Source organism: Dorea sp. AM58-8, from assembly GCF_003464045.1.
In the GTDB taxonomy this organism is placed as follows: domain Bacteria; phylum Bacillota; class Clostridia; order Lachnospirales; family Lachnospiraceae; genus Claveliimonas; species Claveliimonas ammoniilytica.
Window position 1 is genome coordinate 85,199 of record NZ_QSDM01000001.1, and the last position, 14,376, is coordinate 99,574.

Genomic DNA, 14,376 nt, shown 5'->3' on the forward strand with positions numbered 1-14,376 from the left:
AAGTCCTCCTAAAATTGAATAGTATCATGAATGTCCGATTCTAAATGGTATGTAGAATTATCGTGCAAATTAAAACCTATAGTAACTATTGTTCCAGGAAAGGGAGCTGATAATTGTTTATAGCGTTCTTGACCGCGATGAAATTCATAAGTAGTAGAATCAGATAAAACATAAAAATCTCCATTGTTCAAAGAAACAAAATCTCTGATCAAGGTGAAACCAATACCACGAGGTTGGTTGCTAAATATAGTGCTGTTTCCCATTTCCAATGCCCATTTTAAAGGGTTGGATGGCAGAGGTAAATGTTGATTTCCGTGGTACCTATTGACATTATATGATATAGTCTCTCCAATGTCTACAAGCGTAAAGTAAAGCATATAACTTTTGGGAAAATATTGTCCACATGTAAATACATGTTCACTTGTAGTGTGATCAGATACATTTTTAAATAGTTCTAAAAGAGAATCGCGAATAGCGTCTGTTACAGCTTGTGACATTGAAGGTAAATCTTTTCGAGTAAACAAATTTATTGTTAGATAGCGTTCATATTCGTCTATTTTATTTACTGGAAAAATCATATACGGAATAATTGTATTATGTACATCTTTTTTTCGTTTTAATCCCAAATGTTGACAAAATCCATTTTTCTGCATGACATCAGAAATTCGAGAATTAACACCAGATAACATGATTGCATCTTTACCGGCTTCTCGGCGGGCATATTCGTATAAAATACATCCTAAAACTGAAAATAAGTTAGAAGCAATAAAATTAACACCAGTTAAGTCTATGGTTATTTTAGAAGAAGTAGTATATTGTAGTTTATTTGCTAATTGGCATAAATGATCATGAGAGCGAAAACCATTTTGCAAATCTTGTGTAATTGTAAAAATTTCACGGTTGTCATCCATATTAATGTACCTCTTATCATAACTAGTTTTTAGGAGATATATTTATACTATCATTTAATCTTTCCTACAGCCAAATATGGAATAAACATGATGTAGTAGTTATCTACAGTCGTTCCAACACCATATTTCTGTCTGTAGCATTCAATACATTCTGCCAAAAATTCATTGGTGACTTCCAGATACTCAGCCACCTCATATCGATTCTGGCATCCGGCTTCGTAGGCTCTGATCAGACCTTGCAAGCCGATCTGTTTATTGTACGCCCAGAGTCTTGCCTGACGTTCCTGTTTGCGGTTCTGGGCAGACTCCATATCTATAATTTTTCCAACGGATGTATGGTGATGTCCCATCTCTTCTGCCAGGGTACACGCTTTCTGTGTAGAGTCCATATCTTTTTTTATGGCTACAACACCATCACAGTACAATCCTTTAATCCGATCACTTTCAAATGTATAGTCCACAACTTCTATACCGTCCTCGCAGGCTTCTTCCTGTAAACGCTCGTATGTATTCATATAAGCACCTCCCACTCAAGTATATCTGACAAGCTGTCCAATAATTAGGACTGCTTTCTTTTTGTCTTTACATATTCTGCAAAATTCTTGATTTCTTCCAGTTCGGATTCTGTATATTCGCTTCCGTCGAAATGTGCTGCCAAAGTTACTGGTTTAGAATCTTCTTCTACAAAGTACTCTACAGTAACGCCAAAAATTTCCGCAATTCTAAGAAGCACTTCGATATCAGCTTTCTTGCTATCTCTTTTTATAATCGAATAAATAGTTTGAGGTGAAACGCCAACTTTTCTTGCAAGTTCGTTAGGATTGGTATTGTTTGCCTCTATTAATTTTGAAAGTTTGCTTCCTATTCCCATAGTTGTTACCTCCTGATATGAATATAGCATTTTTTCATAACAATGTAAACAAAAAGTTATGCAAAAGAATAAAAAACTATTGACAATATATCCAAACGGATATATCATATAATCACAAGTTATGCAAATGCATAAAAGCGAGGTGATGAAAATGGCATACAGTAACTTGAAAGCAGAGATGGCAAGGAAAGATATTACTATAGAATCTATGGCGCAAATGCTCGGCATTCATCGAAACAGCGTTGCAAATAAGTTAAATGGAGCAAGCTCGTTTTCGATAGAGGAAGCAATGAAGATTCGAGGCAGCTTCTTCCAGGATCTTGAGTATAAGTATTTGTTTGCACCTGATCGAAGAGGGGAGTGATAGAAATGAAATCAGAAAAAACAATAACAGTGACGCTTGAAATGGAGAAAGTTATGAATGAAGCGTGTGAGTTAGTAGATCTGTTAAAAAAAGCCAACTCATTATCAAATGAGCTGGCTGAAAAGCTAAAAAGCTTAAAAATTAATATTGAGGTTTAATGTCACAGCATTATTGCAGTACGGACAAACATTGTGTCCTTTATGTGCAGAAAAAGATTTTTTGCAGTGAGGACATTCAATATCAAAAGATTTTTTCTCTAAAGAAGCTTTAGCCTGAGTTTTGATATCAGACATCATCTTTTTGGTATTGAAAGTTGTTTTGACTTTCACGCTCATATCGTCACCTGCCTTTCTATTAGAATTACGAAGCTTCTAATAATATGGTAGGATGCAATGCTTAGAATGTCAACAAAAAAATATTAAAAAGCACAATATATTGTATAAAAATAAAAATTATAGTAATTGACTACTACAAAATATTGTGTGTACAACTTACCAAGTATATCACTTAAAAAAGCAAACGCAAGAAAATACTGGAAGTTAATGAAAAGTTAAGAAGATGTAGTAAAAGACAGACACACAAGACGATGGTTAGGAGCAAGAAACAAAATACTGATGGGAGGAGAAGTGAGGAAGAATGAAACGATTATGTCCAGCATGTTTTACCGATCTACCCGAAGAAGCAAATTACTGTTCGATATGCGGAAAATGCGTGAGAGGAACAGTAGAACAGTCTTCACAGTATGTAGGAGGTGTGCCAGTAACTACAGTAATTAAAATGAATGATTGTGCAATTCACATTGGAGTAAGCGGAATAGGATTAGAGGAAAACAAGTACAAACCGTAGGAGGTGAATAAAGTGGAGAAATACATCGAAGCATTAAAGGGAATTTCCTATTTTGAATGGATTAAGTTACGGGAAGGTATGGACAAAGAATTTAACCGGTTAATCGGTGAATCCAAGAGGAAACTCGAACTCACCGATGTAGAACGTGTGGAAAAAACTATCCGTTCACAATTTGTATAAACATAGGGTTGATTCTCCAATCATTCCCTTTGTAATAAACGTGAACATAATCAAGACCATAAAAGCTATGTTCAAGTTCTTTATCCTTATTGCATGGAGAATAGATGGGAGCCCCCTCTTCCCACCAGAGATACGGTGATTTTCCGTATTCGCTGATTTTGCTGTCGGGGTCATCGTTAAGACATACCCACTCACCAGCAAGGCAAGCATAGACTTTTTTCATATAGTAACCTCCCTTTCATAATTACTCGGCATGTCGGTGCCTGTAATTAAAGTATAGGAGAGGTTGAGGAAAGTTGCAACAAGTACAAACCGTACCACATAAACATACAGAGAGGTGGTGTGAGTGAATCCAGATATGACAAAGATTATACAGGAGCTGATATCTTTGCTGGAAGAACAGGAGAAAGTGAAGATAGATTACGAGTTGGAGAAGACCGCCTGAGGCGGTAGGAAGGAGAGACAAGCATGAAAGCACAGACAATGAAGCAGATCGGCACGGCGCTGATCGTGATCGGACTGGCGGGAGCGTATTACACGATTGCTACCATGAATAACCGTGGCGGAGCGATAGCACTGGATTTTGCGCGAGAAGCAATCTGGTGTGCGGTGATGTCCGTCGGGGCGCATTTGAGAGGAAGGGGTGAGATAGGTGGAGAATAAGCAGAGAATCCTGGACTTGCTGTTACCGGCATTACAAGAGACACGTAATCTGCATGATCTGGTGGAGCTGGAGTACAGGGCAGACCGGGAACTGGTGTATGCGAAGTTTGCCAGTGGAAATTACAAGATCGTGAATGTCGCAATGGACTCAGGAACAGCAATGATCTGCGATGTGGTACATCAGATCGTATAAAAAAGAGTGCTCTCATAAGCCCGGCAAGGCGAGAAGCACTCAGGAAATTAGTCAACTTTATTATAGGGAAAAAGAAAGGATTAGTCAAATGATTAAATATTCAGTAGTAGAAACCGGTATTAAAGAAGCTGAGAAGGAGCAGGAATAATGTATTACAACGAATGCCCGCTTTGTGGAGCAAATCTTGATCCGGGCGAAAAGTGTGAATGTCAGGAAGAAAGGGATACCTATTTTGCGCAAGATATATGTAGGGATCGGTCCGGAAAACGGACAGAGGGTGGAAGAGGAAGAAGCATACGAATATGCGTTGGACAGATGCCTTCATGGAACACCGCAGGACCGGCAGGAGTTTAGAGAGATGTTGGTGGAATGGTTTTATTCCGGAAACTGGATAGAAAAAGAGACGGAGGAAGAATAGATGAATGGAGTTATGGTAAATGAAGAAAGAGGCGTGGCTGTAAGAACTTCACAGACAGAAATGATGATAAGCAGACAGGCACAGGAAGTACAGGCCGCAATGGTCATTGCTAAGAGGTTTCCAAGAGATGAAGTGGACAGCTTTAATCGGATTTTGACATCGTGCCAGAGAAAATCACTAGCAGAAACAGCTACATATGAATATCCGAGAGGCGGAACTAAGGTAACAGGACCATCTATCCGCTTAGCTGAAGCAATAGCTCAGAACTGGGGAAATATTGATTTTGGAATCACGGAGTTGGAACAGTCTAACGGAGAATCGCAGGTCATGGCATATGCATGGGATCTGGAAACAAATGCGAGACAGACGAAGATCTTCACAGTTCCGCATATCAGAGGTACGAAGAAAGGAAATGTACCGCTTACAGATCCAAGAGACATCTATGAAATGGTTGCAAATCAGGGAGCCAGACGTTTGAGAGCGTGTATCCTGGGGATTATTCCGGGAGACGTGGTAGAAGCAGCAGTAAAAAAATGTGAAGAGACACTCATCAATGGCGAAGAAAAGCCGTTGATCGATCTGGTCCGTGAAATGTCCAATATCTTTCAGAAAGAATTCGGAGTCCCGCTGGAGGCAATCGAAAAATTCATTGGCTGTAAATCGGAAGCATTTTCCATGAAGGACTTGGTCAGACTCAGAAGAATCTATAGTTCTTTACATGATGGAATGGCAAAGAGGGAAGACTATTTTGAACTTTCAATCGCAGAACCGGCAGGAGGAGTGGAAGGAGATGTAAAGAATCCGTTTGAAGGGAAAGAAGAGAAACCTAAGCCGGCAGGAAAGGGCGTAAAGAGGGATGAAGCTGAATCAAAATAATTATTATTCTGTGGAATCTAATCGGCAGTTCTTTTCTGTATCACAGTATAAGGATTTTATGAAATGTGAGGCAATGGCACTTGCCAAGATCAGAGGCGAATATCAGCCGGCAATGACCAAGGCTATGCTGACTGGTTCTTTTGTGGATACCTACTTCGAAGGTACATTGGATAGTTTTATGAAAGAGCATCCAGAAGTATTTACAAGAAAGAAGGAACTTCGGAGTGAATATCGGAAGGCAAATGAGATCATCCGAAGAGTGACAGAGGACAAGCTGTTTGCACAGTTTATGTCCGGAGAAAAGCAGAGGATCATGACTTTTGAGTTATTCGGCGTTCCGTGGAAGATGAAAATGGACAGTTATCTCCCTGGTATCTGCATTACAGATCTTAAGGTGGTAGCGAATTTTAGATCGCTGCCACTATGGAGATATGATCTGCAGGGTGCGGTGTATCAGGAAGGCGTACGGCTGAATACCGGGGAGCAGCTACCGTTCTATCTTGCGGTAGCAACTAAGGAGCGTGTAACGGACTTTGATATCTTTCAGATCACACAGCCTGTGCTGGATATTGCGCTTCGGGAAGTAGAAATGAATATTCAGCATTATGTCAGAGTGAAAGCTGGGGTGGAAAAGCCGGCTAGCTGTGGAAAATGTGATTACTGCAAAAGAATTAAGGGAGCAAAGATCAGAGACTACAGTGAATTATTGGAGGGAATAAGGTGAAATTGATCAAGATATTGAGTGACCGGATACAGATCCGGACTACTCAGAAAGAATTTGAAGATGTGAGAATCAATGATCTGGTATCTATTTCTGATGACAGTGTAGAGTTGATCACAATGGTGACTGCTGTTACAGAGTCGGAAAGTGAAGCAGGAATCAGTGAAGAAGATGAATTTCTTCTTGGCGGAACAGATATCAAAATCGTTGAGGGTTCTATTATCGGAAGCGTTCATGATGGAAAATTCAGTAATGCGATCGACAAGTATCCGGTCACGAATGTAAAAGCGAAAGAGATCGCGACAGAAGAATTTAAGAAGATGATTGAATACGCAAACGGTAAAGGATTTCAGATCGGTAAATATGCTGCATATGACTGTCCGGCGTGGGTTAATGGCAACCGGTTCTTTCAGAGGCATGCCTGCATTGTTGGAAATACTGGTTCTGGAAAGTCAGAGACAGTAGCCAAGATATTAGAAAGCATCAGTAAACTGAAAGCGGGAAATGTTGTGGTATTTGATATCCACGGAGAATATGCGCAGCTGTCCTATGCACGGAATATCAAGATTGGAAAGGATTTTGCGTTTCCAGTATGGATGTTCGGGCTTACAGGCATGACAAATAATATTTTGAAGATTCGGGGCGAGACATCAACGGTAGTGATGTCAGCTATTCGAAAAGTATATTATAAGCTTTGCCCGGATGGCAGAGAGGACCGACCGGTATATTTTGATTACAACTTAATGCTGCAGGAACTGACGCGGATGAACGAGGAAGAGATAACTACCAGAGAGATTTACAAGTCAGGAGATAAGGCCGGGACACCAAAGAAGGTAAAGGGAGAGTTCTATGGTAAGCTGACCGGAGTGATCAACAGTATGACTGACAAGAGGCAGGATAGAAGATATTCTTTCTTGTTTGAAGAACGGCCGCAGAAATATCTGCTTCAGGTCGTACATGACATTATGGATAATGATAAGCCGGTTAAGAATATTGATTTGTCGGACATCCCGCATGACGTGGCAATACCGCTGATCGGTGTCATCACGACCCTGATTTATGGGATCCAGAGAAGCTGTCAAATGTCAGATATCACACCAATTACACTGGTGTGTGATGAGGCACATGTATATATCCCTAATGGAATTCAGTTATCAGCGTCTGAAAGAAGAATGACGGAGACATTTGAAGAAATAGCAAAAGAAGGAAGAAAGTTCGGGGTCTCACTGTTTGTCGCGAGCCAGAGACCTTCGGAGCTTAATAAAACGATTATGGCACAATGTGCGAATTTCATTGTATCCAAATTGAACAATGAGAATGATAAGAGCATGATCAGGGGAATGCTGCCGGATGGCAGTGAAAGTGTAGTGGGCACTACTACAACATTCAATCCGGGCGAAGTCTTGATCATAGGTGATGCAGTACCGATTCCGCTTAAGATACAGGTAACTCTTGCAGAAGAACGTCCACAGTCCAGAACGATAGAATTCTGGAATAAATGGAACAGGAAGGCAGATATGAATCTGACAGAGGGGATTCGGGAATATGTAAATTTTTAGAAGGAGGTAATAAACTATGAAACACATTAATCTGGAAGCATTTGCAAATGGTGAACTCAGCAGACAGATCAACAGGGATCTTGAAACGGTAATGCGAAATATTGTTGATCCAAACACAGAGGCTAAAGCAGCGAGAAAGATTGTTGTAACAATTGGATTTAAGGCGAATGAACAGAGGAATTTTATTACAACCAGCGTGAATTCTAAGCCGACAGTTGCGCCTGCACTTGGAGCTGTAACTGCATTGGGAGTTCAGCAGGATCTTACAAATGGCGAAATTGATGTGGCAGAAATCGGCAATCAGATTCCTGGACAGATGTCTGTAACAGATATCCCTGGCGTGACACCGGGTGCTGTGGTAGAGGTTGAAGGTAAGACTGTAGATGTAGATACCGGTGAGATTGTAGAGAATCAGCAGGGTAATAGTAACAAAGTAGTAGATCTTAGAAGAAAAGAAGCATAAGGAGGAAAAAGTAAGATGATGGAAGGATTAAGAGACGCATTACAGTATATTACGGGGTTAAAAGCAGAAAGTATGGAGCCAAAGTTATTGGAAATCAATGGTGAGACGTATTGTACAAAGGATCTCCGTAGATATCACAGATTCCCGATGGCAAGTAGCCTTTCTGTAAATACATTAACAGCATTAGTTGATTACATCAAAGGAAAGCCGGAAGAACTGAGAGAATCTTCGATTCTTCATGTGGTGAGTCCGACCAGGGTTCTTTTATATTCCGGATTGATCGATGAGAGAGACAGAGAAACTTTAATGGCAACGGATGCGATCGTGAATGAGTTCGAGTTTGATCATTATTATGACCAGGAGCGTTTTTTGATCGAACTACAGGCGAACTTTGTAGAGACAGAGGATCTGGCAACCATCATGCAGGTTGCTGGTAATATCAAGTCTGGAACAACAGCGAATTATTCTGATGACGGAGTATCGCAGAAGACAACGATCAAATCGGGTGTGGAGTTCACAGATGTGATCGTACCGAATCCGGCGAAACTCAGACCTTACCGTACATTTGCAGAGATTGAGCAGCCAGAGAGTTCTTATGTATTCCGCATTAAGGACAGTGAGAGAGGACCAGCATTCAAGCTGGTAGAAGCAGATGGCGGATTGTGGAAGAATGCGACCATGAAGAAGATTAAATATTATCTGGAGTTCGAACTCGCGGATGAATTGGAAAAGCATCACATTACGGTGATTGCATAAAAAGTAACTGTGTAGGCACCATCCTTAAAAAGGATACATATATCACATTGTAACTATTAACAGGTATTTCCCCCATGTTGTCGTAGATGGCAGCATGGGGAGAAAGGAGATAGAAGAAATGCAGCCAGTTACATTTCATGTTCCTGGGAAGCCTCAGGGAAAAGCACGAGCGAAGACAGTAAGGAACAGATCGACAGGCAATGTTCATTCCTATATTCCAGAGGGAGATCTTCTATATGAGAATTATATTAAGAATCAGTTTCTGAACCATGCAAAAGGTTTTTATTTGGAAAGAGAAAAGCCGGTATCTCTTAGCATTATAGCAAGGTTTCTTCCGCCAAAGAGTACATCGAAGAAACGTCAGCTGGATATGCTGGAAGGCAGGGAGATGCCACTTAAGAAGCCAGATATGGATAATATTGTAAAGGTAGTGGCAGACGCTTTAAATGGTGTTGCTTACCATGATGATACGCAGATTGCTATGGTGGTTGCCATGAAGGTTTATTCAGCCGTGGAAGGGCTGGATATTACGGTGGAAGAATATACGGGATAGAAAGAAGGTGCGTGATGGCCAGACCAAAAACGAGAGGCCTTCTTTACTTTCCATTGGATATCGATTTTTTTGAGGATAATAAGATCAGGATCCTGAAGGCGAGATACAAGTCGGATGGAGTGCAGATTTATTTATTTTTGTTATGTGAGATCTATCGTAAAGGATATTATATCAAGGTTGATGATGATTTCGAATATATTATTTCCGATGAACTTGGGATAGATCAGAATAAGGTGAAGCAGGTCTTGAACTTCCTGTTAAAACGGTCACTGTTTGATAACACACTTTTTAATTCGGACAAGGTCTTGACCTCTGCCGGGATACAGAAACGGTATCAGCTTGGCATTAAAGAGAGGATGCGCAAAAGCAAAGAACCGTTAGAAGTTGGAAGGTACTGGCTTTTAAATAAGAATGAGACAGAGCCTTTTATTAAGTGCACCCTTTTTGAGGATAATTCTGGGAATTTGGATAGTTTTTCCTGGAAAAATGAATGTAATTCCTCGGAAAAATCCCTAAATAAAAGTAAAGAAAATAATATAAAGAATAATATATTCCAGCTGCCAGAATTGGAACAGGCATTTCAATTGTATCTGGTTGTCCGTAAGAGTAATTTCGGTGATATCCTTCCGGAGCAGATACAGGCTCTCCGTGAAGATCTGTTGAAGCTGAGTGATAATCCTGAGGAACAACTGGCTATCGTGAAGAAGGCAACGGCCAGTGGCTGGAAGAGTTTTTATCCCAGCCGAAAACAGGAGAAGAAGACAAAGAAAAAGATCGGATTTACGAATTATTCTGGTGGAAGGAAATATGAAATGGATTCTCTGGAGCTTGATCTGTTGGGAATCCAGGAAGGAAAGCAAGATGGCAGCGATAAAAAGCGTTAGAGGTGGAACAGCTGGTCTAAATGAAGAGGATCGGCTGCAGATAGCCAGGTTATTAATCAAGGCAGGATATTCGGTCAGAATTGGATATCAGGTCATTCCTGGCAATGCAAAAGGGAAGAAAGAATATGTTATAGAGTACTGGGAGGAAGAGTAGATGCAGAGATTAACACATAAGAGAGAGAACGGTATAAAGACGGGATACTGGTCTCCGAACAAGAAACAGGAGTTGGTGGATAGACTGGCAATGTATGAGGACAGGGAAGATGCTAAGGACACAAATGTCCCTGGCAAGTGGATTCCGTGCAGTGAGAGACTGCCGGAGCCAGATGAGTATATTTTGCTTTCTTTTTCAAATTATTCCGGTTTGGTGCTCGGAAGATATGAAGAAGATGATGGAGGTGGAGCATTTTACGAGGGTGATAGCTTAACGCCATTAACACAATATGATGTGTTCGTAAATGCTTGGATGCCATTACCAAAGCCATACAGGGAGGTAGACGATGAGAAGAATCAATAGAGCACTTGCTGTATTGTTAGCATCCATTGCGTTAACCGGATGCGCTGAGAAGCAGGAAGTGAAAGAACCGACACCGATCACTGTTGAGAAGAAAGACATCACGGATACGGCGGAGTTTAAACAGGCGGTATCACAACGTGTGGATGAGGTGTTGGGCGGCGAAGTCAGTTTAACAGTATATCTTGATACAGCAGAGGATTTTAACTACATCGGAGAACTGGAGATCATCAACGATGGTTCTGACGGAACCAGACCGGTGATATTCATTCATGCCGATCACAAGACCGAAGAAAGCGGGTGGTGGTAGATGCGGAAGAAGAGAGACAAAAAAAGAACAGAAGATAGCTCAGAAGAAGCATTATGACGGCCTGGAAGCCAAGACAGATGAGAAAGCTCTGGCAGACTTCCGGAAACCGGCATATCAGAGCGTGAGTGTGTCAGAGTATATCAGACGGAAATACGGCAAGGGGAGTGATGCGGATGGAAGAAGTGATGACAAAAGAACGTCTGGAGTCATACCGGAGCAATAAGATGGAGATCCTGGAACTGGATTATGTGCTGGAGAACCGGTGGCGATCAGATACCATGATTGGGAATGATGTGATATTTGATTACAGTAAGGGATATCCGATGCCCCAGAGCGTGACGGGATTTGATTATGAGAAATACAGCCGGCTGCAGGACAGAGACCTCAGACGTAAGAATAAGCTGGAAGCAGAATGCAAAGAGATTGAGGATTTTGTGAGCGGGATCACGGACAGTGTGACCAGGAGAATCTTCCGGATCTATTACATTGATGGACGGAAGAATGTGACACAGAGGGATGTGGCGAAGAAGATTCATTTGGATCGTAGCAGCATAAGCAAAAAAGTTGATGCGTATTTGAAAGTTTCACACAATTCACACGATTCACATTTATAATAATACTAGAGCCACTGGCAGAAATCCGGCGGCTCAATCCCGTACCTGAGAGGACAGCCTGGTGTAAACAGGGCTGTCTTTTCGTTGTCTATTACCGAAATATGGAGTATTATGGAAGTAGGTTTTAGGTATGGGAGGAAATGAGGTATCTATGCGAGAGAATAGAAATGCAATATATATAACGATGGTAATTGCCCTGATGTCTTTATTGTTGGCAAGCCTAATAGAATATTGTGAATGCATAAGCAAAAAAATCAGTCATTCTGATTTTATAGTCAATTGTTTTTTGGGAGTATTCTCTGGCGCTATGCTCGCGCTGATTATCGCTGTTATAAATTATCGAGTTGAAAGAAAGAGGTTCATAACGGAAAGGATTAATTTTGTCGATTGCTTGATACTGGAGCTTATGCCCTTCAATTCGTTGATTTTTAAAGGCGGAAATTATAGTTTGGAAAAGGAAATCGAGGTTATAAAAACGGTATATTATTTCATGAGAGATTATGTACATATGAAACCTAATGAATTCCAACCATTCTTTTCAACCGGAAAATTAGTTGATAAAGACGAAGAAATAATGCTTATGATTATTGAACTCTATACAAAAATCGAAAAGCTGAATCGCTTATCGGATGAGTATACATTTAATATAATTCATCGCGAACAGTTAGAGAATGAAATAAATAACTTGTTGACTTACCTAAAAAAATATAAGAATAGTTGTTATACAAATATACTTGGACGAAAACGAGATGAATTGCAGGAATTAGTAGGAATCAAATATGACCATGAAGAAAAAATGGAATTTTAAGCACTCTTAACAGGGTGCTTTTTATATTGCATATCGGAATTGAAGGTGGTGAAGTGGCGAATGAAGAGAACTTAATACGTTTAAGCCCGAGCGAAGCTCGAGAATACGGGAGAAAAGGCGGGATTAAATCCGGTGAGACCAGACGCAGGAAAGCGGCTCTCAGAGATACGATGAACAGGCTCTTGATGATGCAGGTGGAAGTTGAGGGTTTATCAGATATATTACGGTCAGATGGTGGCGAGAGCACCTATGAGGAAATTATAGCAATGGCGATGATTCAGCAGGCGTCACTAGGAGACGTGAAAGCGTATCAAGCCATTATGAAGACAGTTGGACAGACAGAGATGTCTGAGGCTGATCTGGAAGAACAGAAGATTCGGACAGATAGAGCCAAAAGAGCCAGAGATCAGGAAATTGGTGATACGGATAATCAGGACGAGAATATCCGTGATTTCCTGAAAGCTATGAAACCGACGCAGGAAGATTTAGATAATCTATTCGCTGATGAAGAGGAGGACGAGGAAGATGCCGAAGGTACAGAAGAAGCCGGCGAAGTTTAAGTTTTCCCCATTTTCTACTCAGCAGCAGAAGCTGATGCATTGGTGGAGACCACCGTTGATGAGTTCGCAATGCGATTTTGTAATTGCGGATGGGGCTATCCGATCAGGTAAAACTATAGCCTGCATCATAGGATATCTTACGTGGTCCCAGGAGATACATTCTGGCCAGTCATTTATTCTGGCTGGGAAAACGATGGGAGCACTCAAAAAGAATGTAATTCGACCTATGCTACAGATTCTTGAAGCATGGGGTTGGCCATACAATTACGTGCGCTCCGGAACGGATGCAAGGATTGAGATTGGCACGAATACCTATTACTTGTATGGAGCCAATACAGAAGCAGCACAAGATGCTCTGCAGGGACTTACTGCAGCAGGAGCTTATCTTGATGAGGCGGCACTGTTCCCGAAGAGCTTTGTAGATCAGGCAATCGGACGTTGTTCCGTGGAAGGCGCTAAGATCTGGATGAACTGCAATCCGGCAGGACCGCATCATTACATCCGGGAAGAGTACATTCTTCTGGCAAAAGAGAAGAAGGTATACCATCTGCATTTTGCAATGACAGACAATCTTACGTTGTCGCCAAAGGTATTGGAACGATATCGTAGGGCATGGCCACATGGCAGCGTATTTTATAAGCGTTTCATTCTTGGCCAGTGGGTGGCGGCAGATGGACTTATCTACCAGCAGTTTGCAGATCACACGGAGGATTATATTATCAGTAGTTCATGGTTACTGGAAAAAGATGACCATGATCGATTAAAGCATGAAATAGTATACGCAACAATCGGAGTCGATTTCGGAGGAACGAAGTCGGCTCATTCTTTTACCCTGACAGGATTCACGAAGGGGTTCAAGCAGGTGGTTGTGTTGAATGAGTATTACTGCAAGAAGCGTATTAATCCGAAGCAGCTACAGGATGATTTCATTGATTTTGTCCGGCGGGCACAGTCAAAGTATAAGGTATATGAAGCTTATTGCGATAGCGCAGAGCAGACGCTTATATCTGGATTGGAGATGGCGTGCATCCAGGAACATGTTGCAATCGACATTAAGAATGCAATTAAAGGTTCAATCAATGATCGGATAGCATTCTACAACAGTCTGATAGCACAGCACAGATGGAAGATTATGAAGCATTGTACACATATCATTGCAGCGTTTGAAGAGGCGGTATATGACGAGAAGAAAAAGAACATGGACGTCCGGCTGGATGATGGCGAGATGAACGTCGATAGCCTGGACAGTACGGAATACAGCACAGAGAGTATACAGGACGACATCATGTATATTGCAGCATAGGAGGTGGAA

26 protein-coding genes are annotated in these 14,376 nt (G+C 41.2%); 22 read left to right on the forward strand and 4 right to left on the reverse strand.

The features are described 5' to 3' along the window. Positions 1-8: 8 nt before the first annotated feature. Genes DXA18_RS00430 through DXA18_RS00440 form a run of 3 tightly spaced genes read right to left on the reverse strand, consistent with a single transcriptional unit; the run spans position 9 to position 1,782 of the window. Positions 9-911, reverse strand: coding sequence for a hypothetical protein (locus DXA18_RS00430; RefSeq protein WP_118382209.1), 903 nt, complete (start codon positions 909-911; stop codon positions 9-11). Positions 912-961: 50 nt separating this feature from the next. Continuing rightward, a complete protein-coding gene (locus tag DXA18_RS00435) occupies positions 962-1,426 on the reverse strand; it encodes an ImmA/IrrE family metallo-endopeptidase (protein WP_118382210.1) in 465 nt (154 codons plus the stop codon). A 44-nt stretch (positions 1,427-1,470) separates the two neighbouring features. Continuing rightward, positions 1,471-1,782 carry a helix-turn-helix domain-containing protein gene (locus DXA18_RS00440; protein WP_118382211.1) on the reverse strand — a complete coding sequence of 104 codons (312 nt, stop codon included), beginning with the start codon at positions 1,780-1,782 and terminating at the stop codon, positions 1,471-1,473. Positions 1,783-1,933: 151 nt separating this feature from the next. Here DXA18_RS00440 and DXA18_RS00445 point away from each other — a divergent pair, with 151 nt between their 5' ends. The 4 genes from DXA18_RS00445 to DXA18_RS15710 all read left to right on the forward strand — a co-directional run bounded on the left by DXA18_RS00445 (position 1,934) and on the right by DXA18_RS15710 (position 3,172). Beyond that, positions 1,934-2,146, forward strand: a complete 213-nt coding sequence (locus tag DXA18_RS00445; protein ID WP_158567063.1) for a helix-turn-helix domain-containing protein — start codon at positions 1,934-1,936, stop codon at positions 2,144-2,146. Positions 2,147-2,151: 5 nt separating this feature from the next. Continuing rightward, positions 2,152-2,304 (forward strand): hypothetical protein, encoded by a 153-nt coding sequence (locus DXA18_RS15575; RefSeq protein ID WP_158567064.1) that lies wholly within the window; start codon positions 2,152-2,154, stop codon positions 2,302-2,304. Between the two features lie 478 nt (positions 2,305-2,782). Next, positions 2,783-2,992 carry a hypothetical protein gene (locus DXA18_RS00455; RefSeq protein ID WP_118382213.1) on the forward strand — a complete coding sequence of 70 codons (210 nt, stop codon included), beginning with the start codon at positions 2,783-2,785 and terminating at the stop codon, positions 2,990-2,992. A gap of 12 nt (positions 2,993-3,004) precedes the next feature. Then, the gene (locus DXA18_RS15710) at positions 3,005-3,172 is read left to right on the forward strand and encodes a hypothetical protein (RefSeq protein ID WP_199665530.1); all 168 of its coding nucleotides are present in this window, start codon (positions 3,005-3,007) and stop codon (positions 3,170-3,172) included. On the opposite strand, the gene DXA18_RS00460 is transcribed toward DXA18_RS15710, so the two are convergent. Next, complete coding sequence (locus DXA18_RS00460; protein ID WP_118382214.1) at positions 3,150-3,395, reverse strand: hypothetical protein; 246 nt, start codon at positions 3,393-3,395, stop codon at positions 3,150-3,152. The two genes, DXA18_RS15710 and DXA18_RS00460, sit on opposite strands and share 23 nt — an antisense overlap. Before the next feature lie 245 nt (positions 3,396-3,640). Between DXA18_RS00460 and DXA18_RS00465 the strand changes: the two genes are divergently transcribed. The 18 genes from DXA18_RS00465 to DXA18_RS00545 all read left to right on the forward strand — a co-directional run bounded on the left by DXA18_RS00465 (position 3,641) and on the right by DXA18_RS00545 (position 14,367). Beyond that, on the forward strand, positions 3,641-3,835 hold the full coding sequence (locus DXA18_RS00465) for a hypothetical protein (protein ID WP_118382215.1): 195 nt from the start codon (positions 3,641-3,643) through the stop codon (positions 3,833-3,835). Next, positions 3,825-4,028 (forward strand): hypothetical protein, encoded by a 204-nt coding sequence (locus DXA18_RS00470; protein ID WP_118382216.1) that lies wholly within the window; start codon positions 3,825-3,827, stop codon positions 4,026-4,028. Before DXA18_RS00465 ends, DXA18_RS00470 begins: the two co-directional genes overlap by 11 nt. A 232-nt stretch (positions 4,029-4,260) precedes the next feature. After that, positions 4,261-4,446 (forward strand): hypothetical protein, encoded by a 186-nt coding sequence (locus DXA18_RS15495; protein ID WP_147345558.1) that lies wholly within the window; start codon positions 4,261-4,263, stop codon positions 4,444-4,446. After that, positions 4,447-5,322, forward strand: coding sequence for a hypothetical protein (locus DXA18_RS00480; protein ID WP_118382218.1), 876 nt, complete (start codon positions 4,447-4,449; stop codon positions 5,320-5,322). It abuts the gene before it with no gap. After that, positions 5,303-6,046, forward strand: a complete 744-nt coding sequence (locus tag DXA18_RS00485) for a PD-(D/E)XK nuclease-like domain-containing protein (RefSeq protein WP_118382219.1) — start codon at positions 5,303-5,305, stop codon at positions 6,044-6,046. The genes DXA18_RS00480 and DXA18_RS00485 overlap by 20 nt, the downstream gene beginning before the upstream one ends. After that, positions 6,043-7,602 (forward strand): ATP-binding protein, encoded by a 1,560-nt coding sequence (locus DXA18_RS00490; RefSeq protein ID WP_118382220.1) that lies wholly within the window; start codon positions 6,043-6,045, stop codon positions 7,600-7,602. Before DXA18_RS00485 ends, DXA18_RS00490 begins: the two co-directional genes overlap by 4 nt. Before the next feature lie 16 nt (positions 7,603-7,618). Continuing rightward, the gene (locus DXA18_RS00495; RefSeq protein ID WP_118382221.1) at positions 7,619-8,065 is read left to right on the forward strand and encodes a hypothetical protein; all 447 of its coding nucleotides are present in this window, start codon (positions 7,619-7,621) and stop codon (positions 8,063-8,065) included. 15 nt (positions 8,066-8,080) lie between these two features. Continuing rightward, positions 8,081-8,821 (forward strand): hypothetical protein, encoded by a 741-nt coding sequence (locus tag DXA18_RS00500; RefSeq protein WP_118382222.1) that lies wholly within the window; start codon positions 8,081-8,083, stop codon positions 8,819-8,821. Between the two features lie 118 nt (positions 8,822-8,939). Beyond that, positions 8,940-9,374, forward strand: coding sequence for a RusA family crossover junction endodeoxyribonuclease (locus DXA18_RS00505; RefSeq protein WP_118382223.1), 435 nt, complete (start codon positions 8,940-8,942; stop codon positions 9,372-9,374). Between the two features lie 14 nt (positions 9,375-9,388). Then, on the forward strand, positions 9,389-10,258 hold the full coding sequence (locus DXA18_RS00510) for a DUF4373 domain-containing protein (RefSeq protein ID WP_118382224.1): 870 nt from the start codon (positions 9,389-9,391) through the stop codon (positions 10,256-10,258). After that, on the forward strand, positions 10,236-10,412 hold the full coding sequence (locus DXA18_RS15715; protein ID WP_199665519.1) for a hypothetical protein: 177 nt from the start codon (positions 10,236-10,238) through the stop codon (positions 10,410-10,412). Before DXA18_RS00510 ends, DXA18_RS15715 begins: the two co-directional genes overlap by 23 nt. After that, on the forward strand, positions 10,413-10,775 hold the full coding sequence (locus tag DXA18_RS00515; protein WP_118382225.1) for a DUF551 domain-containing protein: 363 nt from the start codon (positions 10,413-10,415) through the stop codon (positions 10,773-10,775). It begins immediately after the preceding gene. Further along, complete coding sequence (locus DXA18_RS00520) at positions 10,759-11,082, forward strand: hypothetical protein (protein ID WP_118382226.1); 324 nt, start codon at positions 10,759-10,761, stop codon at positions 11,080-11,082. The genes DXA18_RS00515 and DXA18_RS00520 overlap by 17 nt, the downstream gene beginning before the upstream one ends. Then, positions 11,045-11,305, forward strand: a complete 261-nt coding sequence (locus DXA18_RS00525) for a hypothetical protein (protein WP_118382227.1) — start codon at positions 11,045-11,047, stop codon at positions 11,303-11,305. The genes DXA18_RS00520 and DXA18_RS00525 overlap by 38 nt, the downstream gene beginning before the upstream one ends. Next, positions 11,256-11,696 (forward strand): hypothetical protein, encoded by a 441-nt coding sequence (locus tag DXA18_RS00530; protein WP_118382228.1) that lies wholly within the window; start codon positions 11,256-11,258, stop codon positions 11,694-11,696. Before DXA18_RS00525 ends, DXA18_RS00530 begins: the two co-directional genes overlap by 50 nt. 130 nt (positions 11,697-11,826) lie before the next feature. Further along, the gene (locus tag DXA18_RS00535; protein WP_147345559.1) at positions 11,827-12,504 is read left to right on the forward strand and encodes a hypothetical protein; all 678 of its coding nucleotides are present in this window, start codon (positions 11,827-11,829) and stop codon (positions 12,502-12,504) included. Between the two features lie 26 nt (positions 12,505-12,530). After that, complete coding sequence (locus DXA18_RS00540; protein WP_118382230.1) at positions 12,531-13,064, forward strand: hypothetical protein; 534 nt, start codon at positions 12,531-12,533, stop codon at positions 13,062-13,064. Continuing rightward, positions 13,030-14,367, forward strand: a complete 1,338-nt coding sequence (locus tag DXA18_RS00545; protein WP_158567065.1) for a PBSX family phage terminase large subunit — start codon at positions 13,030-13,032, stop codon at positions 14,365-14,367. The genes DXA18_RS00540 and DXA18_RS00545 overlap by 35 nt, the downstream gene beginning before the upstream one ends. The last annotated feature ends 9 nt before the right edge of the window (positions 14,368-14,376 follow it).

Bases quoted from the DNA above. Each gene is read 5' to 3' on its own strand.
- DXA18_RS00520 (WP_118382226.1), top strand. From the start codon at position 10,759: ATGAGAAGAATCAATAGAGCACTTGCTGTATTGTTAGCATCCATTGCG.
- DXA18_RS00500 (WP_118382222.1), top strand. From the start codon at position 8,081: ATGATGGAAGGATTAAGAGACGCATTACAGTATATTACGGGGTTAAAA.
- DXA18_RS00515 (WP_118382225.1), top strand. From the start codon at position 10,413: ATGCAGAGATTAACACATAAGAGAGAGAACGGTATAAAGACGGGATAC.
- DXA18_RS00430 (WP_118382209.1), bottom strand. From the start codon at position 911: ATGGATGACAACCGTGAAATTTTTACAATTACACAAGATTTGCAAAAT.
- DXA18_RS00495 (WP_118382221.1), top strand. From the start codon at position 7,619: ATGAAACACATTAATCTGGAAGCATTTGCAAATGGTGAACTCAGCAGA.
- DXA18_RS00535 (WP_147345559.1), top strand. From the start codon at position 11,827: ATGGGAGGAAATGAGGTATCTATGCGAGAGAATAGAAATGCAATATAT.
- DXA18_RS15575 (WP_158567064.1), top strand. From the start codon at position 2,152: ATGAAATCAGAAAAAACAATAACAGTGACGCTTGAAATGGAGAAAGTT.
- DXA18_RS00435 (WP_118382210.1), bottom strand. From the start codon at position 1,426: ATGAATACATACGAGCGTTTACAGGAAGAAGCCTGCGAGGACGGTATA.
- DXA18_RS00455 (WP_118382213.1), top strand. From the start codon at position 2,783: ATGAAACGATTATGTCCAGCATGTTTTACCGATCTACCCGAAGAAGCA.
- DXA18_RS00510 (WP_118382224.1), top strand. From the start codon at position 9,389: ATGGCCAGACCAAAAACGAGAGGCCTTCTTTACTTTCCATTGGATATC.
- DXA18_RS00480 (WP_118382218.1), top strand. From the start codon at position 4,447: ATGAATGGAGTTATGGTAAATGAAGAAAGAGGCGTGGCTGTAAGAACT.
- DXA18_RS00525 (WP_118382227.1), top strand. From the start codon at position 11,045: ATGCCGATCACAAGACCGAAGAAAGCGGGTGGTGGTAGATGCGGAAGA.
- DXA18_RS00465 (WP_118382215.1), top strand. From the start codon at position 3,641: ATGAAAGCACAGACAATGAAGCAGATCGGCACGGCGCTGATCGTGATC.
- DXA18_RS00445 (WP_158567063.1), top strand. From the start codon at position 1,934: ATGGCATACAGTAACTTGAAAGCAGAGATGGCAAGGAAAGATATTACT.
- DXA18_RS00440 (WP_118382211.1), bottom strand. From the start codon at position 1,782: ATGGGAATAGGAAGCAAACTTTCAAAATTAATAGAGGCAAACAATACC.
- DXA18_RS00485 (WP_118382219.1), top strand. From the start codon at position 5,303: ATGAAGCTGAATCAAAATAATTATTATTCTGTGGAATCTAATCGGCAG.
- DXA18_RS00545 (WP_158567065.1), top strand. From the start codon at position 13,030: ATGCCGAAGGTACAGAAGAAGCCGGCGAAGTTTAAGTTTTCCCCATTT.
- DXA18_RS15715 (WP_199665519.1), top strand. From the start codon at position 10,236: ATGGCAGCGATAAAAAGCGTTAGAGGTGGAACAGCTGGTCTAAATGAA.
- DXA18_RS00505 (WP_118382223.1), top strand. From the start codon at position 8,940: ATGCAGCCAGTTACATTTCATGTTCCTGGGAAGCCTCAGGGAAAAGCA.
- DXA18_RS00530 (WP_118382228.1), top strand. From the start codon at position 11,256: ATGGAAGAAGTGATGACAAAAGAACGTCTGGAGTCATACCGGAGCAAT.
- DXA18_RS00460 (WP_118382214.1), bottom strand. From the start codon at position 3,395: ATGAAAAAAGTCTATGCTTGCCTTGCTGGTGAGTGGGTATGTCTTAAC.